This window comes from Spiroplasma turonicum (assembly GCF_001262715.1).
Lineage (GTDB): Bacteria > Bacillota_I > Bacilli_A > Mycoplasmatales > Mycoplasmataceae > Spiroplasma_A > Spiroplasma_A turonicum.
The window spans coordinates 285,465-311,089 of sequence record NZ_CP012328.1 but is presented as its reverse complement, the minus strand read 5'-3'; the positions used below and the strand labels follow the sequence as shown (position 1 = coordinate 311,089).

Annotated in this window: 26 protein-coding genes and 5 tRNA genes; 1 reads left to right on the top strand and 30 read right to left on the bottom strand. The window is 24.8% G+C overall.

All coding sequences use genetic code 4. From position 1 onward, the window contains the following. Nucleotides 1–44 precede the first annotated feature (44 nt). The 15 genes from STURON_RS01530 to rpmG all read right to left on the bottom strand — a co-directional run bounded on the left by STURON_RS01530 (nucleotide 45) and on the right by rpmG (nucleotide 15,591). Entirely contained in the window at nucleotides 45–704 is a 660-nt protein-coding gene (locus tag STURON_RS01530; protein ID WP_158500506.1) for a hypothetical protein, read from the bottom strand. A 93-nt stretch (nucleotides 705–797) separates the two neighbouring features. Beyond that, on the bottom strand, nucleotides 798–1,499 hold the full coding sequence (locus STURON_RS01525; RefSeq protein ID WP_075048119.1) for a hypothetical protein: 702 nt from the start codon (nucleotides 1,497–1,499) through the stop codon (nucleotides 798–800). Nucleotides 1,500–1,512: 13 nt separating this feature from the next. Continuing rightward, a complete protein-coding gene (gene cdd, locus STURON_RS01520) occupies nucleotides 1,513–1,917 on the bottom strand; it encodes a cytidine deaminase (RefSeq protein WP_075048118.1) in 405 nt (134 codons plus the stop codon). A 3-nt stretch (nucleotides 1,918–1,920) separates the two neighbouring features. Next, nucleotides 1,921–2,331, bottom strand: a complete 411-nt coding sequence (locus STURON_RS01515; RefSeq protein ID WP_075048117.1) for a diacylglycerol kinase — start codon at nucleotides 2,329–2,331, stop codon at nucleotides 1,921–1,923. 29 nt (nucleotides 2,332–2,360) lie between these two features. Further along, nucleotides 2,361–2,831 carry an rRNA maturation RNase YbeY gene (gene ybeY / locus STURON_RS01510; protein ID WP_082236163.1) on the bottom strand — a complete coding sequence of 157 codons (471 nt, stop codon included), beginning with the start codon at nucleotides 2,829–2,831 and terminating at the stop codon, nucleotides 2,361–2,363. A gap of 26 nt (nucleotides 2,832–2,857) precedes the next feature. Further along, complete coding sequence (locus tag STURON_RS01505; RefSeq protein WP_075048116.1) at nucleotides 2,858–3,220, bottom strand: hypothetical protein; 363 nt, start codon at nucleotides 3,218–3,220, stop codon at nucleotides 2,858–2,860. Next, on the bottom strand, nucleotides 3,221–5,248 hold the full coding sequence (locus tag STURON_RS01500) for an ATP-binding cassette domain-containing protein (protein ID WP_075048115.1): 2,028 nt from the start codon (nucleotides 5,246–5,248) through the stop codon (nucleotides 3,221–3,223). It abuts the gene before it with no gap. Nucleotides 5,249–5,281: 33 nt separating this feature from the next. After that, nucleotides 5,282–5,767, bottom strand: coding sequence for an LSm family protein (locus tag STURON_RS01495; RefSeq protein ID WP_075048114.1), 486 nt, complete (start codon nucleotides 5,765–5,767; stop codon nucleotides 5,282–5,284). Between the two features lie 18 nt (nucleotides 5,768–5,785). Further along, nucleotides 5,786–10,207: a PolC-type DNA polymerase III gene (locus STURON_RS01490; protein ID WP_075048113.1), complete on the bottom strand. Its 4,422-nt coding sequence runs from the start codon at nucleotides 10,205–10,207 to the stop codon at nucleotides 5,786–5,788. A 13-nt stretch (nucleotides 10,208–10,220) separates the two neighbouring features. Continuing rightward, the gene (locus STURON_RS01485) at nucleotides 10,221–11,435 is read right to left on the bottom strand and encodes a M50 family metallopeptidase (protein WP_075048112.1); all 1,215 of its coding nucleotides are present in this window, start codon (nucleotides 11,433–11,435) and stop codon (nucleotides 10,221–10,223) included. Nucleotide 11,436: 1 nt separating this feature from the next. Next, nucleotides 11,437–12,564: a 1-deoxy-D-xylulose-5-phosphate reductoisomerase gene (gene dxr, locus STURON_RS01480; protein ID WP_075048111.1), complete on the bottom strand. Its 1,128-nt coding sequence runs from the start codon at nucleotides 12,562–12,564 to the stop codon at nucleotides 11,437–11,439. Beyond that, nucleotides 12,564–13,625 (bottom strand): phosphatidate cytidylyltransferase, encoded by a 1,062-nt coding sequence (locus tag STURON_RS01475; RefSeq protein ID WP_075048110.1) that lies wholly within the window; start codon nucleotides 13,623–13,625, stop codon nucleotides 12,564–12,566. The genes dxr and STURON_RS01475 overlap by 1 nt, the downstream gene beginning before the upstream one ends. Beyond that, nucleotides 13,615–14,337: a polyprenyl diphosphate synthase gene (uppS, locus tag STURON_RS01470; RefSeq protein WP_082236162.1), complete on the bottom strand. Its 723-nt coding sequence runs from the start codon at nucleotides 14,335–14,337 to the stop codon at nucleotides 13,615–13,617. Before uppS ends, STURON_RS01475 begins: the two co-directional genes overlap by 11 nt. Nucleotides 14,338–14,341: 4 nt before the next feature. Continuing rightward, nucleotides 14,342–15,406 (bottom strand): aminopeptidase P family protein, encoded by a 1,065-nt coding sequence (locus STURON_RS01465; RefSeq protein WP_144416175.1) that lies wholly within the window; start codon nucleotides 15,404–15,406, stop codon nucleotides 14,342–14,344. A 41-nt stretch (nucleotides 15,407–15,447) separates the two neighbouring features. Continuing rightward, nucleotides 15,448–15,591, bottom strand: coding sequence for a 50S ribosomal protein L33 (gene rpmG / locus STURON_RS01460; RefSeq protein ID WP_075048107.1), 144 nt, complete (start codon nucleotides 15,589–15,591; stop codon nucleotides 15,448–15,450). Between the two features lie 250 nt (nucleotides 15,592–15,841). On the opposite strand from rpmG, the gene STURON_RS01455 reads away from it, so the two are divergent. Continuing rightward, the gene (locus tag STURON_RS01455; RefSeq protein ID WP_075048106.1) at nucleotides 15,842–16,726 is read left to right on the top strand and encodes a hypothetical protein; all 885 of its coding nucleotides are present in this window, start codon (nucleotides 15,842–15,844) and stop codon (nucleotides 16,724–16,726) included. 87 nt (nucleotides 16,727–16,813) lie between these two features. On the opposite strand, the gene STURON_RS01450 is transcribed toward STURON_RS01455, so the two are convergent. The 15 genes from STURON_RS01450 to STURON_RS01385 form a co-directional block, all read right to left on the bottom strand. Beyond that, nucleotides 16,814–16,902 (bottom strand) — tRNA-Leu (locus tag STURON_RS01450). A gap of 7 nt (nucleotides 16,903–16,909) precedes the next feature. Continuing rightward, a tRNA-Lys gene (locus STURON_RS01445) sits at nucleotides 16,910–16,985 on the bottom strand. An 11-nt stretch (nucleotides 16,986–16,996) separates the two neighbouring features. Then, nucleotides 16,997–17,071 (bottom strand) — tRNA-Gln (locus tag STURON_RS01440). Nucleotides 17,072–17,076: 5 nt separating this feature from the next. After that, a tRNA-Tyr gene (locus STURON_RS01435) sits at nucleotides 17,077–17,160 on the bottom strand. 4 nt (nucleotides 17,161–17,164) lie between these two features. Further along, nucleotides 17,165–17,240, bottom strand: a tRNA-Thr gene (locus STURON_RS01430). A gap of 269 nt (nucleotides 17,241–17,509) precedes the next feature. Beyond that, nucleotides 17,510–18,820: a thymidine phosphorylase gene (locus tag STURON_RS01425; RefSeq protein WP_075048105.1), complete on the bottom strand. Its 1,311-nt coding sequence runs from the start codon at nucleotides 18,818–18,820 to the stop codon at nucleotides 17,510–17,512. Nucleotides 18,821–18,829: 9 nt separating this feature from the next. Next, on the bottom strand, nucleotides 18,830–19,711 hold the full coding sequence (locus tag STURON_RS01420) for a lysophospholipid acyltransferase family protein (RefSeq protein WP_158500505.1): 882 nt from the start codon (nucleotides 19,709–19,711) through the stop codon (nucleotides 18,830–18,832). Between the two features lies 1 nt (nucleotide 19,712). Beyond that, nucleotides 19,713–20,183: a dihydrofolate reductase gene (locus tag STURON_RS01415; protein WP_075048104.1), complete on the bottom strand. Its 471-nt coding sequence runs from the start codon at nucleotides 20,181–20,183 to the stop codon at nucleotides 19,713–19,715. Next, on the bottom strand, nucleotides 20,183–21,052 hold the full coding sequence (locus STURON_RS01410; RefSeq protein WP_075048103.1) for a thymidylate synthase: 870 nt from the start codon (nucleotides 21,050–21,052) through the stop codon (nucleotides 20,183–20,185). Before STURON_RS01410 ends, STURON_RS01415 begins: the two co-directional genes overlap by 1 nt. 1 nt (nucleotide 21,053) lies before the next feature. Continuing rightward, nucleotides 21,054–21,389, bottom strand: a complete 336-nt coding sequence (locus tag STURON_RS01405; protein ID WP_075048102.1) for a holo-ACP synthase — start codon at nucleotides 21,387–21,389, stop codon at nucleotides 21,054–21,056. 1 nt (nucleotide 21,390) lies between these two features. After that, complete coding sequence (locus tag STURON_RS01400; RefSeq protein ID WP_075048101.1) at nucleotides 21,391–22,971, bottom strand: hypothetical protein; 1,581 nt, start codon at nucleotides 22,969–22,971, stop codon at nucleotides 21,391–21,393. A gap of 174 nt (nucleotides 22,972–23,145) precedes the next feature. Continuing rightward, nucleotides 23,146–23,424 carry a hypothetical protein gene (locus STURON_RS01395; protein ID WP_075048100.1) on the bottom strand — a complete coding sequence of 93 codons (279 nt, stop codon included), beginning with the start codon at nucleotides 23,422–23,424 and terminating at the stop codon, nucleotides 23,146–23,148. Nucleotides 23,425–23,544: 120 nt separating this feature from the next. Next, on the bottom strand, nucleotides 23,545–23,667 hold the full coding sequence (locus STURON_RS05925; RefSeq protein ID WP_257719731.1) for a hypothetical protein: 123 nt from the start codon (nucleotides 23,665–23,667) through the stop codon (nucleotides 23,545–23,547). Between the two features lie 161 nt (nucleotides 23,668–23,828). After that, nucleotides 23,829–24,302, bottom strand: coding sequence for a deoxycytidylate deaminase (locus STURON_RS01390; protein WP_075048099.1), 474 nt, complete (start codon nucleotides 24,300–24,302; stop codon nucleotides 23,829–23,831). Then, nucleotides 24,302–25,624: a hypothetical protein gene (locus STURON_RS01385; protein ID WP_075048098.1), complete on the bottom strand. Its 1,323-nt coding sequence runs from the start codon at nucleotides 25,622–25,624 to the stop codon at nucleotides 24,302–24,304. Before STURON_RS01385 ends, STURON_RS01390 begins: the two co-directional genes overlap by 1 nt. Between the last annotated feature and the right edge of the window lies 1 nt (nucleotide 25,625).

The window sequence follows — 25,625 nt, the reverse complement described above, 5'->3', positions numbered from 1 at the left end:
TTATTAAAGATTATATAAAAAAACTAAATAAAAATCATAATAAGTTAGCTTATTTTTTTAATTAATGCGTTGTATTTAACAGAGTTTTCATAACAAAAATCGAATGTTTTTTTAAAATAATATGATTTATTTCATTTAGACATTGGCATTGAACTTATGTCATTGTATAACATATTTACTAAAGGGTAAAATCATAGTATTTGAGTATTTTTATCAACTTTTGCAATAATTGGCGAATAGTTCTTGAATATTAATAATGCTTGCAATAACATTCAATTAAAAAAGCTTGTAAATCTTCCTAAAATACCATCTAAATAATTTTTATGGCAAAATATTAATATTGCATTTAATGCTTTTTTTAATGTTTTTGCCTTTATTATTTCATTAAAAACATTATTTAATCTTTCTTCTAAATCTTCTAATTCATCACTATTCTCTTGAAAAAACTTTCAATAAGTATAATTATTATCAATTATCATATAAAGATTTTCTAAATCACTTATTTTAAATTTACAATTACTATCATTGTTATATGCTTCTGTTCATAAAATAACAATATTTCTAACTTCGACTCATGAATATATATATGATTTGATTTTTTTATCTTCAATTTGAAAGTTTTTATTATTTTTTATTATTATTTCTTTAAACGCATTTTCAATAAATTGTTTGTCATCAAAATTGTAATCCATAAATTTTATCACAGTGAGTGTATGATCAATTCCTGCCCTAACTCAAAAATTATTATTTTTAAACAACATAATAAAATTCCTTACTCATATAAATTTAATAATACACTAATAATTGTTTTTAATTAAATTAAAAAACTCAATTTTGTCATACCATATTGCTTCAATTTCTTTTAATTCTTCACAATCTTTTCACTTTGATTTATCATTAGTTTGCATAAAAACTTTTGCTTTTTTACTTAATTCTATAACTTTATGCATATCATCAATATCGCTAAACATAACTGGTCCAAAGTCTTTACATATAAATATAATTTGCATTAAATAACAATACAAAAACATTGTCGTTTCTCCTAAATAGTTATACACAACTAACTCGAAAAATGTATAACAAAAACATTGTAATAATTCTTCGATATCATTTGTTTCATCTAAAAGCTCAATTATTTTAAAAATTTCTTTTAAAAACTTTGAGTTATTAATATCTTCAAATAAATGTATATATTTTTCAGATGGGTCAAGCATTTTATAAATTGAAATTAAAACATCTAAATTTATAATTTCTTTAAACTTAACTTCGTTTATATCAAAAGACTTGTATTTCAGTACTACAAGCCTAATATAATCTCAAGTTTTAACCAAGTTTATTAAATTTTCTGAGAATATATTTGAATTATTATTCAAATGTTCTCGATTAGTAATAAAATCTTCTAATTCATCTATAGAAATATTTACATTTTTATAATTAGATAAAAATCATATAAAGTCTGTTCCAGACTTAACTCAAAAACTTTCTTTTGTATAATACATATATACTCCTCGATTATTTTATATAGGTTTTATTAAAAGAATAAGGTAAGAATTCTGCAAAGACACGTTTTTCAATAAAACCATTTGAATTGAATATTAAAAAGTTAGTATTAAAATCTATAAATTCTGATAACGTTTGCCTACATGTTCCACATGGATAAATTGGAATATTTGATTCAGAAAAGAGTGCAATATATTTTATTTCTTCATCTTTAAAACCGTTTGTAATAAGTTGAGATATTGCAGCTCTTTCTGCACAAATTGTAGGATTGTAAGCTGCATTTTCAATATTTACTCCATTAATAATTTTTCCATTTTTGAGATATATTGAGCATACAACCTTGAATTTAGAATAAGGTACATAACAAAACTTTTTAAGACTATTAAGATGAGCTAATAATTCTTCATATTGTTTCATTTACTAAACACCTATCATTTCGCTGATTCTTTCTATTAAGGGTGGCAAGTATATTAAAAAACCAATTATTATGGACAATATTGCATTAATAATACTTGCAGCAGCACATATGTCCTTAATTTTTTTAGCTTTAATATTGTATTCGAAACTTAATAAATCGACAAAGTTTTCAATAGATGTGTTCAAAAATTCAAAACCAAGTAAAACACCTATAGTAAGTATAATTATTGATCAACTTACAAAATCAAGTTTTATCCATATACCTAATCCAATTGCAATTGCAATGGCTATTAAATAAACTATAAGAGTTGATTCTTCCTTGAAAGCAATATAAACACCTCTTGCTGCATTTGAAAATTTATTCTTAAGACGTGTACTTACCTTAGCTTTTTTTGAAAACTTTTTTCTTGCCATAATATTCCTTTTTCTTATTATATAATTAATTAAATATATTTATATTTTAAATTAATTTTATTTAATATATTATCAGTTAATTCAAACATTTCTTTAGCTTCTTCATCTATCTCATGGTCTAAACCCAATATGTGTAGTAAACCATGTAGAAATAATCAACAAAATTCTGTGAAAACATCATTTTTATTTTTTAAAGTTTTTCTATAAGCTTCATCAGGTGCAATAAAAATATCACCTATTTCTCTAAATTTCAATTGAGAATATATGTTATATTCATCATCAATTGGAAAAGAAAGAACATCTCCTATGTAATCTTTATTTCTATAAGTTTTATTTAAATAAATAGATTTATCATCTGAAATAAAGTTTACAGATAATGATAGCTTGTTTGATACAGATAATTTACTTTTAACTAACTTTAATATTTTGTAAAAATACTTTTGAATTTTTAAATTATTATTTATTTTTATCTCATATATAAAATCTATATTATCTTTCATATTTTCACCAAAATGATTATAACAAATTAATTATTTAATAAATATGCTAATAAAGTTTTTGTTTTAGAATAAAGATATACAGCATCTCCATCGGTTATGTTTTTTAAAGCATCCTTATCATTTATTTTTATAAGTTTTTCAAAATAAGTTAAACCTTTTATATTTATCTCTTTTTCATATTTGTCATTATAAACTTTGACTTTTGTTAATGTGGCAATATCAATGAATTTTTTTCCAACAATAAAGTAATCATCTATAATTTCACTTTGATTATCAAAATGCTTATCTACATAAATTACGGCTTCATTTATTACTTCTATCTTGATGAAGACAGATGTAATAAATAATAATGATAATAATAAGTTAAAAAATAATATAATTTTATTCATCTAATTTGTAACCTCTACTCTATTGGGGAAAAAGTTTTTATATATTGGGTCATGATCACACATAATAATTAAAGCGTTGGATTTATATTCATAAAAACACTTAAATAAATAATATGCTGTATCTTTTTCAACATTACTTAAAGGTTCATCAATTAAATATATTTCTTTATCAGTGAAAAATAAACTTATAAAATTAATTATTTGCCTTTGACCTTTACTTAAATTTGTTCCATTTTCATAAATTTCTTTTGAAACATCTATAGAATTATTTTCTAAAATCTCATAAAAATTAAATGCTTTAAAAACATTTATATCAATATTATTTTTAAATTGTTGAATGTTTGCTCAAACAGTACCGTTAAATAAAAAATCATACTGACCTAAATAAATAACTCTGTTTTGATAATTTTTTAAATCTAAATCTTTTATGTTAGTTTGGTTAATTAAAATATCTCCATCATAATTCTCTAAATGTCCTGTTAAAAGTTTCAAAATACTAGTCTTTCCAACTCCACTTCTACCATATAACAATGTGTTACCAGTAAATTTATAGTTAAAGTTAGTTATACATTTTTTATTACTTATATACTTGTTAATTGTTTTGACTTCAATGTATTCTATTTTGTCAACTTTGTTATTAGCTTTAATTTGTAGTTTTTCTTCAAATAAAAAAAGTAATCCGTTATTTGCAATTTTATAACATTGAATATTTGATATAAAAGAGGTTATAGTAGAAAAAAATGAATTTATATAAATACTTATTGAGGTATAAAATAAAAGCTCTGGTACAGTGAAACTACCATTAACAATCAATGTAAAGCTAGTATAAAAAATAACAAAGTAAAAAAAATTACTTAATAAATTATTTAATAAATTAATTTTAGTTTTAGTATCTGATACAACTTTTGTACTTTTGTAAAAGTTAGTTGATTCTATAATAATATCACTGTTAAATTTGTACTCTAAGTTTTTATATTTTATTTCTTCATATGATTCAAAGAACTCTAACATTTTTTTTGAAAGTTTTAATGACTTTTCTTCTAAGTTTATATAGTTTCTTTTTAAAATAGCATTATAAAAAAACGAAATTAAAATAACTATAAAGTTTTCTAAAATCATCATAAATAAAATAACAGGTGAAATTTGAACCAATATAATTAATGTCAAGACAAATAATAGTGTCTCAATTGGTAAGGAAATAGAGAGTGATACTATTAAGTCTGCTATATCATTTATATAACTAGATTTTTTTAATCACTCTTCTCTTTTTAAAGATTTGAAATTTTCTATTGATATTGTTTTAAATCTAATTAAATAATCTCTAAAAATACTTTCTATAACTAATAGTTTTATCTTATTTGTAACAAATTTAATAAAGTAAAGTAAAATTATTTCCAATATACTAATGAATATAAATATCATGAAAAATTTATTTTTATAATTACTATCCTTTATATTTATTTCGTTTATATATATTTTTAAAAAATTACTGTTCAGTAATATCAACAAGTTTAGAAAAATTGACAATAATAATACGTTAATTATTAAATACTTTACATTAGATAAATATATAAACCAATTAAATAAACTTTTAGACTTAAAAACAATATTTTTTACTTTTTTAGATAAACCAATATAGCCTCTAAATATTTTTATGAGTTCAGTTTCAGTAATTCAAACCAAATCTTTTTTTGCCGGGTCAGCAATTAAGAATTTATTTTTTACTTTTTTTAAACATAAAATAAAATGTTCTTGATTGTTTTCATTTAAAACACTTATTAGGAGCGGTTTGTTGTAACTAATGTTAAGTAACTCTTGTGGATCACATTTATAAGTTACAAATTCAATACCATATTCTAACAAAATATTTTCAATTTCATAAATAGTTAGCATATCATTGGAGATATTATTTTTAAATTTAAGTTCTTCTAAACTGATATTATTATTTGTAAAATAATTTATTAACATACAAGATACTGCAACTCCACAATCATAATTATTATTTTGCTTTTGAAATATAAAATTCATAATTCACCCATTAATAATAATCGACAAAAAAAATTAAAATTTGATTGCAAAACGAATAAATTCTATCTCATCTCATTTTAATTTTATTTTTTTTATTCTACCTTTTAAATTAATGGTAAATGTATATATTTTATCTTTATTGTCAATTAAAATACCATTAAATTCTTTTATGCCATCCTTAGAAGTAAATAATTTGACATACATATATAGATTTAAAGACTCAAATAATAATTCTTCTGATTTTATTTGTCTTTCAGCACCAGCACTTGATACTTCTAATAAATATTTAAAATCAGTGTCATCTACTTTATCAAAATATGCAGATATTAATTCATTAGCTTTAACTAAATTATCAAAATCAATTAATCGATTTTTAGGGTCTTTATTAATAACTAAAATTTGTACAACATCTGAGTCAAACTCCTTAGTTAAATTTATTTCATACAAACATAGATCAAGCTCGCTTAAAATATCATTAATACTATCTTTACTATTTAAAATTATATTTTTAAAACTCATTTTAATTTCCTTATTCTATTAAAAGTCAAATGATATTTGGTTATCATCTTTTAGAGAACTTAATATATCTAACTTCTTAAAAATTTCTATTTGTGTTTGAGTAACTTGTGTTCTTTTCTTAAGATCATCAATTGTTATAATTTGTTTTTCATTCCTTGCATTAACTATTGATTTTGCAACAGTTTCACCTAAAGAATCAATTACATTAAAAGAAGGATAAATATATTTTACACCATCAATACTTTTAATTTTAAAGGTTGTGGCTTCTGATATATTAAAATCAATATTTTTGAAACTAATTTTTCTTGCAAACATTTCTAAAATTACTTCATATACAGGTAATAATCCTGCTTCTTTAGCACTAACGGGTTCTTTATTATTTTGTTTGCTTTTAATCTCATTTATTTTTCTTAATACAGTTTCTTTATCGCTGAGTGCTGTTTCAATGTCAAAGAAATCAGCTCTTGTTGAGAATCAAGTTGCATAATATTCTTCTGGGAAATATATTTTATAATATGCAACCCTATATGCCATTAAAACATAAGCAGTGGCATGTGCTTTTGGGAACATGTACTTTATTTTTTGACAGCTATTAATATATCATTCTGGAACATTGTTCTTTCGCATAATTTCAATATAATCTTTATTTAAACCTTTTCCTTTTCTTACATCTTCCATTATTTTAAAAGACACGGAATCATCAAGACCCATAGACATTAAATAAACCATTATTTCATCTCTACAACCAATAACTGAAGAAATATCTGCAATATTATTTTGAATTAATGTTTGAGCATTTCCTAGATAAACATCAGTTCCATGACTAAGCCCTGATATTTGTACTAAATCAGCAAAGGTTTTAGGTTGAGTTTCTTTTAACATTCCTCTAACAAATTGGGTACCAAATTCAGGAAGTCCCAAAGCACCTGTTGTTTCACCATTTATGTCTGAAGAAGAAATATTTAAAGCACTTAAATTTGAAAATAAAGTGTAAACTTTTTCATCATTTACTGGAATGTTTATTGGATCAACATTAGTTAAATCTTTTAACATTCTTAATGCAGTTGGATCAACATGCCCTAAAACATCCATTTTAAGTAAATTATCATGTATTGAATGAAAATCAAAATGAGTTGTTAATCAATCACTTGTATAATCATCAGCTGGAAAGTTAACAGGTGTAAAATCTTCTATTTCGAATTCTTTTGGTAAAATAATTATTCCTCCAGGGTGTTGGCCCGTTGTTCGTTTTACTCCTGTAGCTAATGAGGCCAATCTATTAACTTCAGCTTTTCTAACCGTATCTGTTGGAATATTACTTTTTTCAAAATGACCTAAAACATATCCATAAGCAGTTTTTTCTGCGACAGTTGATATTGTTCCAGCTCTGAATACATTCTCTTTGCCAAATAAATCTTTAATAAAATTATGAGCTGTTCCTTGATACTCTCCAGAAAAATTTAGATCAATATCAGGAATTTTATCACCATCAAAACCTAAAAACGTTTCAAAAGGAATATCATGACCATCACCAATTAAATACTCACCACAATTTGGGCAAGCTTCTTTTGGTAAATCAAATCCACATTTATATTTTTGATCCACTTCAAAGTTAGAATACTTACATTTTTTACATATATAATGAGCTCTTAATGGGTTAACTTCAGTTATATTAGATAAAGTTGCTACCAATGAACTTCCTACGGAACCTCTACTACCAACTAAATATCCATCATCGTTAGATTTTTTTACTAATAAATGACTTATTCAATATATAACTGAAAATCCATGTTTAGTTATAGAATCTAATTCTTTATTTAATCTATTCAATACAATACTTGGCAAATTTTCTCCATAAATTTTCTTTGCATTTTTAAAGCATTCGTCTTTTAGCAATTTTTCTGCATTATCAATTTTTGGAGTATACAGACCTTCTTTTAGTGGTTTTATATCAGGTTCAACTAAGTCAGCAATAAAATTAGAATTTGTAACAACTATTTCATAAGCTAAATCTTTATCTAATCAATTAAATTCATTTAACATTTCATCAGTTGTTCGCAAATGTTGGTCAGGGTTACTTGTAACTCTTTGTTTGAAATCATATAATGGATGATAAACACCCCCTAAACCTTTTGTATTAATATAAATGTCTCTTATAATTTTGTCTTCTGGGTTTACATAATGAGCATCACTGGATGCGATAACTTTAATATTATTCTTTCTAGAAATATTTATTATTTTCATAATTATTTTTTTTAAAGTTTCAATATCAAGATCATTTGTTAATAAAAATTTTTTATAAACATTAATTGGTTGAACTTCAATGTAATCATAAAATTTTATTGACTCTTCTAACATTTCATCAGTGCCAGTTCTTGCTAAGTCAAAAACTTCACTGTTTTGGCAACTAGACCCAACTAAAATATTATTTTTATTTTTGTATTCTAATAAAACTGATTTAAAAATTTTTGGACTATTTAAAAAATTCTTAACATGTGAGTAAGATATTAATTTATATAAGTCTTTTAAACCCTCTTGATTCTTTGCAAGAACATTTACGTGATAACCTTTAATTCTTTTATAGTGTTCATTTTTATAATTGTCTAAAGGAATAAATTTATTTCAATCAATATCGAAATCAATACTTTGATTTTTTTTAGCAACAGTTCACATATGTTCATATACATTGGTTAGTACTTCTGCATCATAGTCAGCTCTATGAGCATTTTTTTCATCATAAATAATTCCAAAAGCCTTTGCTACAGAACCTAATCTATGGTTTTTTAATTCAGGTTTTAATACTCTTGATAAGGTTAATGTATCAATCACTGTATTAGATAATGAATCATAACCTAATTTTTTAGCTCAAGATTGTAAAAAGTTGAAATCAAAATTTGCATTGTGAGCAATTAAAATTCCATCTTCTATAATGTTTAAAATATTTTTAAATTCAACTTCAATATTATTTTTGTCACTTAGCATTTCATTTGTTATATTTGTTAATTCAGTTGTAAATTTACTTATTGGTTTGCTTGGTTTAATTAATATATCATGTCTTTTTGAAGTTCCATCATCATAATCATAAACATTAGCTCCAAACTCAATTATTTCATCATACTCTGGAGATAATCCAGTGGTTTCCAAGTCAAATACAACAAACTTTGCTTTTCTAAGATCCTGATTTTTAGGATGTTTAACTATTCAAAAGTCTTCATTTAATAAGTTTAACTCACTTCCGTAAATCAATTTCAAAGAATTATTTTTACCTTTATTTATACTCTTTAAAGCATTGTAAGCCTCTGGAAAAGATTGAACGTTTAAGTGGTCGGTAACAGCAATCGCATTTCAACCGAAACTATTAGCAGCGCTTAAATAATCTTTAATGCTACTAACACCATCCATAACTGACATTTTTGTGTGAACATGTAATTCAACTCTTTTTTTATCAGCATCATCTTTCCTCATCATTTCCTTTGATGGTATCTTTTTATATTTATTAATATAAAAAATATAAGATTTGTCATATGGAGAGTAACTATAATTACCATTAAATGATACTCAGTCATTAACATTAATTAATTCTTCTTTATAGTCTTCCAAATACTTTTGATTTGATTCATTTAAATTATCAAAATAAGTTGGCTCATCGTTTTTTTGGAAAAATATACAATTAATAGAAGATGTCTTATCAGTTATTGATATATTATATATGTTTCTATTTGCCTTACTTTTTCTAACATCTTTTGAAATAACTTGTCCATGAATTGTAATATTTTGTGAGTTCTCTTCTAAATCTAATAAAGTTTTGTAATCAGGTTTATCTAAAACTAAATTGTTAGATTTAAATTTTGTTTTAACTTGTGGTTTTATATTTGTATTAGTTTTTTTATTTTCATTGTTAACAACTATACTTTCATATTCATTATTAATTTCTTCAAGAATTTCAACATGATTTTCAAGAACTTTAATTTCTAAATTAAGAGAGCTGAATCCATATTTTATAAGTTTATTCTTATAATAATCAATATGTTCTAATATTAATTCTTTTTCAACAGAACATGAAACTATAAAAATAACTTTACATTCTTCTTCTATGAATTCAATAGACTTAAAATCTAAAGAATTAATTGCACCGTTCTTATATTCGGCTTTATTTTCTTTAATATAAGATATGTAACTTCAAATAGTTTCTTTATTATATTTTTTATTATTTACTATAAATGAAAACTTAATATTATAATTTTTGCATGAATCAATTTTATCTTCAAAAGTTTTTAAGAACTTAACATCTAAAAAATCATCAATACAAAAAGTTACTTTTAAAGTTTTATCAGTTGTATTAACGCTAATTTTTTTATCTATTGAACAACTTTTTAAATGTTTTAGTTCATCATCAGTAAAATTAACATTTATTTTTTTAAAAAAAATCTCTTTTGTCATGCACACTCCCTAGCTATCCAATAAAATCTTTTATTGTTACAGCGATAATCAATAATAAAAATACTACAAAACCAATTGTATTTACAATTATTTTATATTTTAATGATAATTCTTTTTTTGTTATCATTTCAAAGAAATTTTCAATTAATCTATATCCATCTAATGGTGGGAAGAATAATAAATTAAATATAAATAAGTTTGCAGAAATTGATGCTGCAAATAAAAAATAATCCTCTGCAGAGTTTAATACTTGTGCAGATTGTTTGGCTACTCCAACCGGTCCTGCTAAACCACTGAAATTACCGACAAAGATATTTCCAATTGCTTTTAAGAACATAACAGATGAGTTAAAAGTTTCTACTCAACCAGCTCCATATGCTTCAGAAGAAGTTTTATACAATCTAGTTGGTGGAGATATACCTACAGTATCACCTTTTTTGTAATGGGTTTTTTTAGTTATTTTTAAATCAGAATGCAAAGCAACTCCTGTATATTTATCAACAATTTTATAAGAAAATGAAATTTCTACGTTTGTGTCTGAATCTTCTACTTTTTTTAAATTGTCAATAAAATTATAGACTGTTTTAGAATATGAAGTTGCTTTGTCGTTATCTTTATAATTAATAGCATCACTACAGCTATCATTGTTTATATTTTCACAAATATTATCAAAAATTGGATTATCACCATTTCTTTCATTAGAAGTTAATCTAAATCCCCATAATACAAATTCTTGTCCAACATAATTTATATTTGTTTCATTATCATATATTGCTTTTGCTGCATATTTATCTTGATCATAAGTAGCACCAAAATATGTCATATCATTTTTTTTATGTTGAACAATTGCAAATATTAATGTAAATAAAAGTAAAGCAAAAATAAGATTTATAAAAGGTCCTGCAAGTATAAAGAACATTTTTTTCCATCTTGCAATATAATCTAGTTTTCTTTCATCTGGAATAACTTCTTTCTCTCGACCTTTTGGGGGATCAACTTTGTCTGATGCAATTGAACAGTATCCACCTAAAGGTATAGCTCTAAAAGTTACTCATGTTTCTTTCGTTTTAATAGAAAAAAGTTTAGGTCCAAAACCAATTGAAAACTCATAAACATAAGCTTTTGAAATTTTTGCTACAATAAAATGTCCTAATTCATGAATTGTTATAATAATTAATAATGTAAATATACCTACTATAACTCCTAATACAATCATTCCTGCACTCATACTAAACCCCTATTAATTTTAATGTTTTTATTCTTATATCATTATCAAAATTATATATATCATCAATTGTATCAAATTCAACATCAATAGTATTATCGAAAATTTTTTTGACAAAAGTTGTTATTTCATTAAACCTTATTTTTTCTTGAAGAAAAAGATCTACACATATTTCATTTGCAGCATTTAGCGAAATAGATTTGGAATTTCCCTTATTTAAACATTCATATGCCATTTTTATTGGTAAAAACCTATTTGTGTCAATTAATTTAAAACTCATACCAAAACCATTAATTCAATCAAAATCTTTTTTATTTTTATATGAAACTCTTTTTGGATAATTAAGAAAATAATTAATTACTTGCTTCATATCTGGTATAGATAGTTGTGCTTTTATGCTATTATCTTCAAACATAACCATAGAATGAACATAAGATTCTTTGTGAATAACAACATCAATGTTATCAGTTTTAAATAAATGATAAGCTTCAATAATTTCTAATGCTTTATTAAACATAGTTGCACTGTCAATTGATATTTTGTTACCCATTGATCAATTTGGGTGATTTAGAGCATCTTTAATAGTTACTTTTTTAGTTTCTTCAAGCGTATAATCTCTAAATGGACCACCAGATGCAGTCAATATTATTTTACTAGGATTTATGCTTTCCAAACATTGAAATATCGCACAATGTTCTGAATCAATTGGGTACAACTTTGCATTTGGATATTTTAATAATAATTTATTTATAAGGTTACCTGCTACAACAATTGATTCTTTATTAGCATTTAATATAATTAAATTTTTTTTAATAGATTCAATTGTTATATTTAAACCAAAAATGCCACTTAAAGCATTAATAACAATATTTGCTTTTGTGATATTTAAAACATCTAATATATCTTCACTTGTAAAAATTACATCTTTATATATAGATTGTAAATCATTAATTTTTATTTTTGAATAAACTATTTTAATAGTTGGAAAAGATTCAATTATAGATTTTACAAGGTCAACTCTTTCTCCAACTGCTATACCTACTAACTCGTATTTATCTTTTAAATCTTTTAAAATTTCTAAAGATTGTGTTCCAATACTTCCACTTGCTCCAAATAAAACAATCTTTTTCATTAGTTAGCATTACTTCCTACAAGTATTAATATAAACATCACAAATAATGAAAATAGTATTGAATCCAATCTATCAAGTAAACCACCATGACCTGGTAATAAATTTGAAAAATCTTTTATGTTAAAAGTTCTTTTTATTCAAGAGAATAATAAATCACCATAAAGACCAATTATAGGAAATGCCATTGAAAATAAACAATATAATGTAATTTCTAAAGCTTTTGATTTATTACCTACAAATGTCATTAACTCAAATAAAGGTTTATTATCAGTATTACAAAAATAAAATAATAAAGAGTATATTAGTCCAAATGCAAATGAAACTGAGAATCCAATAACAGCACCTTCTCAAGTTTTTTTTGGACTTATTTTTGGTGCTAACTTTGTTTTACCTCATCTCATACCACCAAGATATGCAAACGAGTCGCTTAATATAATCATTAATCAAATTCATACAATTGTGTTAAATGAATATCTACCGATTACTTTACCATTGAATTCTATAGTTGATAATGATATTAGTATAAATGCTTTTAAACCAAAAGTTATAACTAAAGATGTTGTTAGATTTATTAAAGCTCCTTTTAAATTACTTCTATCATAAAAAAATGTGTAAATAATAACAAATAAAAAGAAAAAAATAATTATAACTGGAAGTTGCCAGGAACTTAACCAACTACCAAGATTTAAAAAAGAGTAAAATGAAAAATTCTTATATAGGTTAAAATTTACTGGGTATAAAAATATTAATATTGAAAAAATTATAATTATAATTTGCAAATATCACTTATTAAATTTTGTTGCATTATTAATTTCATATTGTGAAATAATTAAAATTATTATTGTAATTGCAATACATATATAAGCACTTACTTCAATATAATTTAAATTATGCAATAATGTGTAAATAACACCCAAAGAAATGTATAAAACTAAAAAAACTAACAAAATAACCGACGTTATAATTCTTTTTTTAAAATTGGAAATTGCACTTTTTGACTTAAATCTATTTGAGCCAACCTCATCGATTGTTTCAGTTGTATTAGTATCATTATTTTGCATTTTTAATTTCTCCAAACCTTCTATCTCTTTTATTGTATTCTTCTATTGCCGACTTTAAATCGCTCTCCCTGAATTCTGGTCAATGTTTTTTAGTAAAATAGAGTTCTGCATAGGCAGCTTGTAATAACATGAAATTACTTAATCTTTGTTCTCCGCTTGTTCTAATTAATAAATCGATAGGTGGAGAGTCTTTTGAATAAAGATTTTTAAATAAATCTTCAATTTTAAATTTATTTAAATCAATATTATTTTTAATATAATAGTCAAAAACTTTTCTAATCGAAGATTCTATTTCTTCATGTGAGCCATAATCTAAACAAATATTAAATATTAAACCATTACAATCTTTAGTCTTTGACTCAATTTCTTCAATAGCATCTCTTGTTTCTTTAGGAACTCTATTTCTTAATCCCATCCATATAACTTTGATATTATTTTTTATATAATCATTTTGTTTATTTTTATTAAATAATTTTAATGGAAACTTAATTAAAAACTCAACTTCACTTTTAGGTCGATTTCAATTTTCTGTAGAAAAACAATAAAAAGAAGCATGTTTAATGTTCTGCTTCTTTATTGCTAAAAGTGTTGGTCAAATGTTCTGCATACCAACTCTATGACCGTATGTTCTAGGTCTATGAAATTTTTTTGCTCATCTTCCATTTCCATCAAGTATTAGAGCAATATGTTTTATATTTGTAATATTTACCACCTTATTATTTAACTATTTGTAACTTTCTTAATGGAGTTGTTAAATAATCATATCCTGTACTAGTTACTAAAATATCATCTTCAATTCTAACTCCACCAGTTCCAGGAATATATATACCTGGTTCAACAGTAACACACATACCTTCTTCAAGGAATTTATCACCAGTTATAGAATTGTAAGGTTCTTCATGTATTTCAATACCTAAACCATGACCTGTACCATGAGTAAAATACTCACCAAATCCTTTTGAATCAATATATTCATAACATATTTTATGTATATCACTAGTCTTTACACCAGGTTTTATGTTTGTAATTCCAAGTTCTTGAGCTTCATATACAACTTGATATATTTCTTTTAATGTTGAATCATTGTCTGAACCCATAGCAAAGGTTCTTGTTTGATCAGAACAATAACCATTATAAACACATCCCATATCTAATGTAACAAAATCGTTTTCGTTAATTATTTTATCAGATGGTACTGCATGTGGTTTGCTACCATTTTTACCACTAGCTACAATTGTATCAAAGCTTAATTTATGTGCACCTTTTTCTAAAAAAGCATTAGTAACAAAGTTTGATAATTGAATTTCAGACATACCTGGTTTAACATAAGATAATACTTCTAGAAATACCTCATGGGTAATATCACATGCTTTTCGTATTTGTTCGATTTCTCATTGATCTTTTATCATTCGAACACAATCAAAATTGTATCCTTCAACTGTTGTATTTAAATTATTTATAAAATTATTTGCTTGATTATAAAAAATTCAGTCACTTTCAAACAATAGTTTTTTGATTTCTTTTTTTTCAATTTCTGAATTTAATTGATCATAAATTTTTTTAAATTCAAAAGTTTTATCAATGTTAATTAAACCTTTTGATTCTCTTGCAGCAGTTATGTATCTTCCATCTAAAAATAATAAACTTTCTTTTTTAGTGTATAACAAATAACCTAGACTCGAATTAAATCTAGAAAATCAAAATCTATTTTGAGGTGAGTAAAGCAATATTGCGTCAGCACCTGTTTTATCTAAAATATTGTTAAGTATTTGTTTTTTCATAATCTTCTCCTTGTGGTAAAAAACCATTAGTTTAAAAGATACTATTTCTTTTGTTTATGAGTTTGATGAGCATTACATTTAAAACAATGCTTATTAACTTCTATTTTATCTTTTCTCTTATCGTTTTTTGCAATGTAATTTTCTTCTTTGCAAACACTACAACGTAAGATAACACCTTCACGCATCTTAAATACCTCCTTATTTGTAAAATAATTTTTTTTACTAAATCATAAAAAAATAAACTAACTCAATAAAATTTCCTAATCTAATTAGTTAGATGGAATATATGGTATATTTTCTATGTTCTTATTAATTTTAATACAAAATTTATGATTTTTATAGTATTAAAGAAAAAAATAATATATATTCTCATAAAATATACTTTTTCTTCAATTAAATGTGTAAAATAATAGTTGTAATTTAGGAGTGATTAATTTGAGAAAAATACTTGCTGCTTTATCAGTAGTTTCACTTGCTTCAGCTGGTGCTACTACTGTTATATCATGTAGTTCAAATGTATTATATAAACAATTTTTACAATGAATAGAAAACAAAGAATCTTTTGTTCTATACATTGGTGCAAAAGACTGTGACTACTGTCAGAAATTTGAAGCGAATATTGATTATAATCAAAGTTATTTTAATGATAAACTAAGCCAAATTTCTGGGGAATACAACAATAGCATTAGTAAATATAATGGAAATGACGATTCCTTTACATCATACGGTCAAAAGTTAAACAATGATTTAAATTTAAGAAGTTTTATAGCTGAAGAGAAATCTAATAACTTTAAAGAAAAGTGAAGCGAAAACATTATAAAATGATTAGTTGATAAGGTTGCTGAAATATATTATAGTGCAATGCTTGATATAGGTCACAATGAAACAATACAAAAGAAAGTAGCTAAGGATAAAGTTAAGGAATACTTTAATAAAATAAAAGGTACTCCAATGTTTATTATTATTAGAAATGGTAAAATAGTTGATTGAGAAGTTGGATTTGAAGACGACTCTACAGGTTGAACTGAAAACTCATTAGAATCTTTAGTGAAAAAAATAAGTGATAGCATTTTAAATAGTGAAATTGAATCAGTATTAGTTGATAAAGTAAACACAGGTAGTTCAGAAACTGAGTCTGGTGGAGAGTCTGGTGGAAATGGTGGAGAGTCATCTGGTGGAGAGTCTGGTGGAAATGGTGGAGAGTCATCTGGTGGAGAGTCATCTGGTGGAGAGTCTGGATCACAAGTGAATAGTAAAACATCGTTTGATGATTTAACTGTTAATTATCAATTTGATTCGATATTTAATAATTTAATATAAAAACTTTGCTTAGCAAAGTTTTTTTTATATGTAAATTAAAAATAAAAAAAACACTAGTTAAAGTGTCTTTAATATCAAGTCCTATAATGGTCCCCGGGGCCGGACTTGAACCGGCACGGTCTATTAAAACCGCTGGATTTTAAGTCCAGTGCGTCTACCAATTCCGCCACCCGGGGTTAATAATGGTGTCTCGTATAAGATTCGAACTTATGACCCACTGGTTAAAAGCCAGTTGCTCTACCGGCTGAGCTAACGAGACAAAAATAAATATGGCTGGGCTAGCAGGATTCGAACCGGCGCATGATGGAGTCAAAGTCCATTGCCTTACCGCTTGGCTATAGCCCAATAAGTGGTGGGGAGAGACGGATTCGAACCGCCGAACCGTTAGGAGATGGTTTACAGCCACCCGCGTTTAGCCACTTCGCTATCTCCCCATTGTGGTGCTGACTAAAGGACTTGAACCTTCGACCTATTGATTACTAGTCAATTGCTCTACCAACTGAGCTAAGTCAGCAAGTGTCCTTTAAAATAAGAACCTTTTAAATTATACAAAAATTACATAATAAAAGTCAATAATTTTTATAGTTTTTTTAATTAATATTTGTAAATAAAAAGTACTCAGGGCGGAGTACTTAAATATCTAAAACAAGCTTATATTATATATATTTATTAAATTATATTTAATAGGGCTAAATAAACAATATGGGCTAATGGTTTATTACCTGTTTCAGACATAATTATTATATTAAAAAAATAAAATTTTTTCAATATATATAATAAAAATTATAAATTATAATTTTTTGATATAACTTTTAATATTAGTTTTTCATTATTGGGTTTGTCTTTAATATAATAACATTTAGTTGCATATTCTCTAAAACTTTGTTCATCATCTTTATTTGTAAACATTGTAAATAATAGATCTCCATTTTTAACATACTCTGAATGTGATTTATTTAATACAATTCCAGCACTAAAATCAATTACATCATCTTTATGTTCTCTTCCAGCACCTAAATTCATTGATAAAAATCCAAAATTATCTGAATTAAATTCTAAATAACCACTATTTTGAGCATATACTTTATGCTCATATTTAGTAGTAAAATTTTTTTCATAATTTAATATTTTATTAAAGTCACCACTTTGATTTTCAATAAAATCTTTTAAAAACTTTGATGCACTTCCATCTTTTAAAGTATTTTTTAAAGCTTTTATTGCAATATCTAGGTTTTCAAAAATTTTATTATCTAGCAAAGTTATAGCTGCTGCTAAAGTAGTCAATTCAATTAAGTCACTTGTTCCTTTTCCATTTAAAGTATTTCAAGCTTCTTTCACCTCAAGAGCATTACCAATACAACTTCCAAGCGGATAATTCATATTTGTTAATATTACACTAACATCTCTTTTGAATAATGCACCAATTTCAACCATTGCATTTGCTAACTCCATTGCTTCATCAATTGTTTGCATAAATGCACCTTTACCAACCTTAACATCTAATATTATACTTGAAGTTCTAATTGCAAGTTTTTTTGACATAATACTTGACGCTATTAAAGGTATTGAATCGACAGTTCCTGTAACATCTCTTAATGAATATAATATTTTGTCTGCAGGTACAATATTTTTAGATTGGCCAATAATTGAAATACCAACCTTATTTACACTTTCAATAAATTGATTCTCTGATAACTGAGAATTTCACCCTGTACAACTTTCTAGTTTATCTATAGTACCACCAGTCTTACCTAAACCTCTACCTGATATTTTTGCTACTTTCACACCATATTTAGCAACCAAGGGGCCATATATTAGACTTGTTTTATCTCCAACTCCACCAGTTGAATGTTTATCTGCAAGTGGCCCTTCAACGCCTTCTAAAGTGTATGTAGAACCAGAATTTATCATAGCTTTTGTTAAATAATAAAGTTCATTGGTTGTCATACCTTTAAAATAAACTGCCATTAGGAATGAAGACATTTGGTAGTCTTTTATTTTATTGGTTAAAAACCCATTAACTAAAAAAAGAACTTCATTCTCTGACAGTTCGATGTTATGTTTCTTTTTTTCAATTATAGATAAAAAATTCATTATATGCCTCTAATAGTATGTACATCTAGTTTTTTTATTTACTAACTTAGGTTTTATTCCTAATTTTTTTGGATCTCAATCAATGTATTTGTCCATATTTTTTTTAATTTCTTTAAAAACATTTCTTGTAACCATTTCAGTTTTTAATGAAATGAACTTTTCTGGCATCATAGGTTTTCCAAAAATTATTTTAATTCTAAACTGCCCTTTAGGACGTTTAACAAATAATTTATAAGAATCAATTATTGTAATTGGAATAATTGGTGCATAAGCCATTTGTGCAATTTTCATACTGGCAGGTTGAAATTCATTCATTTCTTGTTTTGCACTTCTTGTTCCTTCAGGAAAGATAACTAAGCTTCTTTTATACTCAGTAACTAAATCTTTTGCTTCTTTAACTGCATTATAAACACTTCTAGGATTATTTCTATCCATAGGTACATTATCAATTAAATTCATAAAGTGTTTAAATATTTTTTGAGTTCAAAGTTCTTTTTTAGCTAGAAAAGATACTGGTTGTTGCTTAGAAAAATCATTTACTGCAAGCATTAATATAGGGTCTATATTAGATTGATGATTTGATGCTAGAATAACACCTCGGTCTAATCAGTTTTCAACCCCAATTACATCAACATAAACATTTAATAACTGTAAAACTTTTTTGCTTTTCTTTTTAACTCAATTATATCTTCATTCCTCAGAATATAAATTAGGGTCTAATTTAATTTTTTTAGTTATTTTTTTGGCTTTTCTTATTGTCCTTCAAATATTATAAAAATTTAATATGAACTTACCTTTTCTAACATATGCAGTTTCTTTTTTTGTTTTTGCTTCAATAAACTCTTCTGGTGTTTTTAAATCTTCTTCTTGTGTATATTTAAGTTTAGCCATACTATTTCCTCTCATAAATATAAATAACAAATTTCTCCATATCAACTTCTTCTTTTAAAATAAAATCATCTTTATTTCAATTAGGAAAATATACGTCACCATCGTAATTATCTTTGATGACACTTATAACAAGTTTATCGGCATATTTAATAGCTTCTGTATAAACTTTTGCTCCGCCAATTACAACTAATTCCTCATCTTTATTTTTATAATTTTCAAATACAGTTTTTAAATTGTTGCAAACCACTATATCATTATACTCTAATTCCATTGGTCTTGAAGTAATAACAATATTTTTTCTATTAGGTAAAGGTTTAATTTTTAATGACTCAAAAGTATTTCTACCCATTAAAACTGTTTTTCCTCTTGTATAATTTACAAAATGTTTCATTTCTTCTTTTATATTTCAAGGCAAGTTATTATCTTTACCTATTATATTGTCTCTTGTTTGTGCTCATATTAGACTTATCATTAGACTGCAATATCTCCTTTAATTTGTGGGTGTGAAACATAATCTAAAAGCTTTATATCTTCAAACTTAATATCAAAAATATTTTTGCCTTCAAAATCAACTTCTACTTTAGAGAGTTTTAGTGGTTCACGAGTTATTTGAAGTTTTACTTGTTCAAGATGGTTTGAATAGATGTGCGCGTCTCCAATGGTATGAATAAAATATCTTGGTTTAAGTTTACATTCAAGTGAAACCAATATTAATAATAAAGAGTAGCTCGCTATATTAAATGGAACACCTAAAAAAATATCACCACTTCTTTGATACAATTGTAAATCTAAATAACCTGACTTAGAAACATAAAACTGGAAAAGTGAGTGACAAGGTGGTAATGCCATATCATCAACTTCTGAAGGGTTTCAAGCAGTAATAATATGTCTTCTTGAATATGGGTTATTTTTTATATTACCAATTAATTTTGAAAACTGGTCAACACCGTTAAAATTTCTTCATTGCTTCCCATATACCGGACCTAGTTCTCCATATTTTTTTGCAAAGTTTAAATCATTTTTTATTTTTTGTACATATTCTTGAAGTGATTCATTTTTATATTCTTCACTTTTTTTATAAAGTTCAAATGGTCACTCATTTCAAATATTTACATTATTATCTACTAAGTATTTAATATTTGTGTCTCCCTTTATGAATCATAACATTTCATGTACAATTCCTTTGAAAAACATTTTTTTTGTAGTTAGTAAAGGGAATCCATCTCTTAAATCATATCGAGATTGTGTGCCAAACTTTGATAATGTACCTGTATTTGTTCGATCATCACGTGACTCACCTTCATTAAGAACTTCTTTAATTAAATTTAAATATTGTTGCATTCTATTTCTCCTTTAACTCAAGTAAAATGGCCACAGCAATACAATATTTATTATCGTGGCTAATTGATAACTCAATACTTTTTAAATTATCATTCAAAATAGTTGGTTTTTCATTAATATATCCAATGTTAATATTGCTCATTAAAATTGGAGTATTTAATATTTTAATAATTGATTCCTTAGCCGCTCACCTTCCAGCTAAAAATTCTTTTTTTCTTTTTTTTGAAATAAATGAGTTATAAATTAATTGCTCATCTTGATGTAAAACTTTACTAATAAAATTATAATTTAATTTCATTCTTTTTATTTTAATTATATCAGTTCCAATTTTATACATCTTAACTCCAAACACTATTATATGCAAAAGAAAAATAATACTTAATCCACATATATCCACGTTTATTATAGTTATATCAAAAATCATTTTCATTATGAACTATATCTTTAATAGTTTTTTCATCACTTTGGTTTTCTTCTTCTTCATCACTACCATAGCTAAATTTACCTAATTTTAATTCACCACTTGGTGTAATCTCCATTCCTTTAAACAAATACAATGAAGTGTATGTTGATGATAAGAAAGGTAAAGTATCAAGATCATTTCTTGTCATAGAATTTACATAATTAATATTTTTAAAGTATCTATATGTTGAAATTGGATCTTTAAGTATTGATGTTATAAACCTTTCTTTATTATCACTATTTCTTCTTCAAGTTTTATTAATATTGTTGGCTAGTTTAATGAAGGGATTGTAATTTTCAACAAGATTTTCATCACCACCAGCTTTATCTAGTGCTCAATTATAGAAATTAACCATTTCCTCTTCAGTTAATCAACCTTCATGGTTATTCAAACTATCATTATTAGGTTTTAATTTATCATAAAAATATTCATCTAATGCATTGATCAAATCAATACTATGAACTGTTGTTCGCTCGGATTGATTACCATTTACATACAATTTAGAACCCATAAGCATAACTTCTGATACTAATCTAAAGATTGTTCTTGACTCATTTGGTAATGTTTCAATACAGAAGTTTACAGGTATTTTTAAAACATTATCAGATGAATACCCTTCAGACAAAATATCTTCATAATTTATGAAAAAATCTGATAATGAAGATAATGAACTATCTAAAATACTTTGTGAACCAATTATAGTTGTAGGTCTTACTATATATTTCATTGTACAAGCATTTGTATAAGTGAATGAATAAGTTGGTATATTAGGTATTCCCATATTTAATTTTTTTGAAAGTGAATATTTATTGTAAGCCCCGTCATTATTTAAATAATCTACAAGTTCTTCATTTGTCATATTTTTAAAATCTAAAATACCTACTCTTTGATTTTCTGTTGAAACCAATGGAAATGATGCTATAAATGATATTCCAATTGATAATGTCAATCCCAAAAAAAGACCATGTATAGCTCCTAAAAACGCATCTGCTTTTCCAAAAATCTTTACACTTACAATTCTTTTTCTTAACACAAAATAAACAACTAAGCCTATAAGATTTATAAATAAAAAAATTAAGATACTTACTGCTATATATATGAACAATGCAACAACAGTTTTAGCCATTTCATATGATACATTAGACCCATTTGTAGTTAATGGATCTGTACCTGAGTTATTAGGCAGCAAACTGTTAATAAGATTTGAAATGTTAGCACTAACTGAGGCAAATCACTTAGAAGGATTTAAAGGAGTTAGTTTTTCCATAATAAATGGTGTAATTGAATTTGTTATTAAAGCAGGCACAAAAAGTAAAATAATAATAACTAAAACTTGTAAAAAGAAAAAATAAAAAAGTACTAAAAATCCTTTTTTTATTCCATATACAGTACAAGCTATTATAATAGCAAAACTTAAGATATCAAAAAGTCATCACGGCCCAATATTAACTATCATTTAATAACCCCTTTATTTTAATTATTATATCAATTTTAAATTTATTTGATTATAAAACAAGATTAAATAAATAAACTTATAATTATTAAATACTTAAGTAAATGATATTTATAAATTATCTAAAAAAATAACTATATATAAGACATTTATAAGTTAAAATAATAAAATTTTAATTTATTTTTGTATATTTATACAACTACCCTTAAGTTGGTTTTGCAAATGATTTATAATTCTAAAATGATATATTAATGTATTGAATTTACTTTCAATAATATAATTACTATTATCTAAAATATTATCTAAAGCATAAATATTTTTTACAAAATAATTAATATTGGCAATAGCATTAGAAATAATTAAATCATTATATTCAAGTTCTAAATATAAAAGTGAGTTTTCAACAAATTTAATATTATAAAAATTACTTTGGAATAAGTTAAATCACCTAAACATTCCATAGAATCTGAGTATATTTTGTTTTTATAATTTTATTTCCACTATATTTAGTAATATATTCAATTTTATCTGACATATTACAAGGAATAACATTGATTATAATGTTTTTAGTTTTTTTTATATTTTATATGCTTTTGAATTTATATTAATACCTATCATTACAATATCATTAACAATATAAATTGAGATGATTGGATTTATATTTGTTTTATATTTGTCATCAATACTTGAACTAAACATACTGGAAAACCTCAATATAATGTTTTACTTTTTTTTATACATACTTTTCCCTCTATACTTATAATAATTAATACTAATTATTAAGTAAATAGAAATATTAACTTTATTATGCAAATTTTTTATAAAAAAAGAGCATCAATATAAAATATAATGCTCTTAAATTAAAATTTTAATTCTACGATAACTTCTTTTTTATACTCAAAAATAACATTTGCATCTTTAAGCATTTTTTTTGCAACATAATTTTGATCTGTTAGATTATATTTATCATTTGAGTATATAATCTTTTTTATTCCTGATTGAATTATGCTTTTAACACATTCATTACAAGGAAATAAACTTGTATAAATTATACAATCTCTAACATTAGCTCCAGCTGACAATATTGCATTAAGTTCAGCATGAACAACGTAAGCATACTTTGTTTCTTTGAAGTTACCATCTCTTACTCAAGGATAATCATCATCACTCAAACCTCTAGGAAGTCCATTATAGCCAGTTGCAACTACAGTGTTAAAATTGTTTACAATAACTGCACCTACTTGTGTTTCAGGATCTTTACTTCTCATTGCATTTAATTTAACCATTGCTAAAAAGTAAGTATCTCAATCAATATAATCTTTTCTTTTAGACATTAAAACCACCAAATTGTTCCATCAGGTTTAAATCTACAATATCAACCATTTGATTCTAATATATTATTTAACTGCTCATGATTAAAAATATTGTAATTATAATACATTTGTAATGCTGTTAATGTATTTACTGTATCAACTGGTGGGGAAGCTACTGGTATGAATATTGCAGAAAAAGCAACTGCAAATGGTGCTATTAATATAAATATTGGCAATATTAAAAACTTATCTGTATTTTTTCAATCATATTGAAACAATAAAGTAATGCTTGCAGATGATGCCATACCAACTATAATAATTACATAATCATTATATTTACCAACAAGAAAAGGAAATAAAAGTAATAAAATTAGTGGAAATATTAGTCTATTTTTTGAAAAAAGAACAACAGGGTCAGCTTTTCTGTTTCATGTTGTCACAGATAAAACACCAACTACACACGCAAGTATTACAAGTGGTCCTGAAAATATATCATTTGTCCCTGACATTAAAGTTGAAACAAAGAAACCTGCTAATATATAACTAGAAAAAGTTGCAACAGAAAACTTTCATTGTCCAACCAAACTTTCTGTATATCTAGATAATTTGATAGCATTACTTGAAACAAAAAATATCAAGATTAATGTTGGTAATGTTCCATATATATTGGCACTAAAACCATAGGTAAGTATTCTTCATCATTGATTACCAACAGAAGCTAGGTTTCTATTGATTGCACCAAAAAATAAATCAATAGCTCCTGTAGAAATGTTGTATTTAGAAAAATAAAATAAATATATTAATAAAGAAGCAATAGGTAAAACAAAAAACAATAAAAATATTATAGAAGAGTTAAATGTTGGAGTTTTCATTCTTGCAACAGCTGTCTTCAACTTAACATTATCTGATTTAGAAGGATTAGATAGCATATCATACAATTCTTCATTTGATAAATCATTAATTTCAACATCATCATCTTGTTCAATTACAATTTTATTAATTCTTTGAAAGATTTTACCTAACTTAATTTTCATTGACTCAATGCTTTCAATTACTAAGGTTTCTCCTTCAACAACAATATCTGATGCTTCAAATGCGAAAACAATATTAAGAATATTGATTTTATCTCTTTTTCCAGATTTAATTTTACTTTTAATTTTATCTAAGTTAGCATCACTTGAAACAGGCGTTCCAATAGTAACTCTAATAATCTTATATTCTTTTTTATCATTGACAAGATATGTAGCATACTCATTACTAAAATCAGGTTGTGATTTGTATTTTTCAACTTTAATTAAATAATTAATAAGATTTAGTTTTAACTTATTAAAATCTACTTTCATT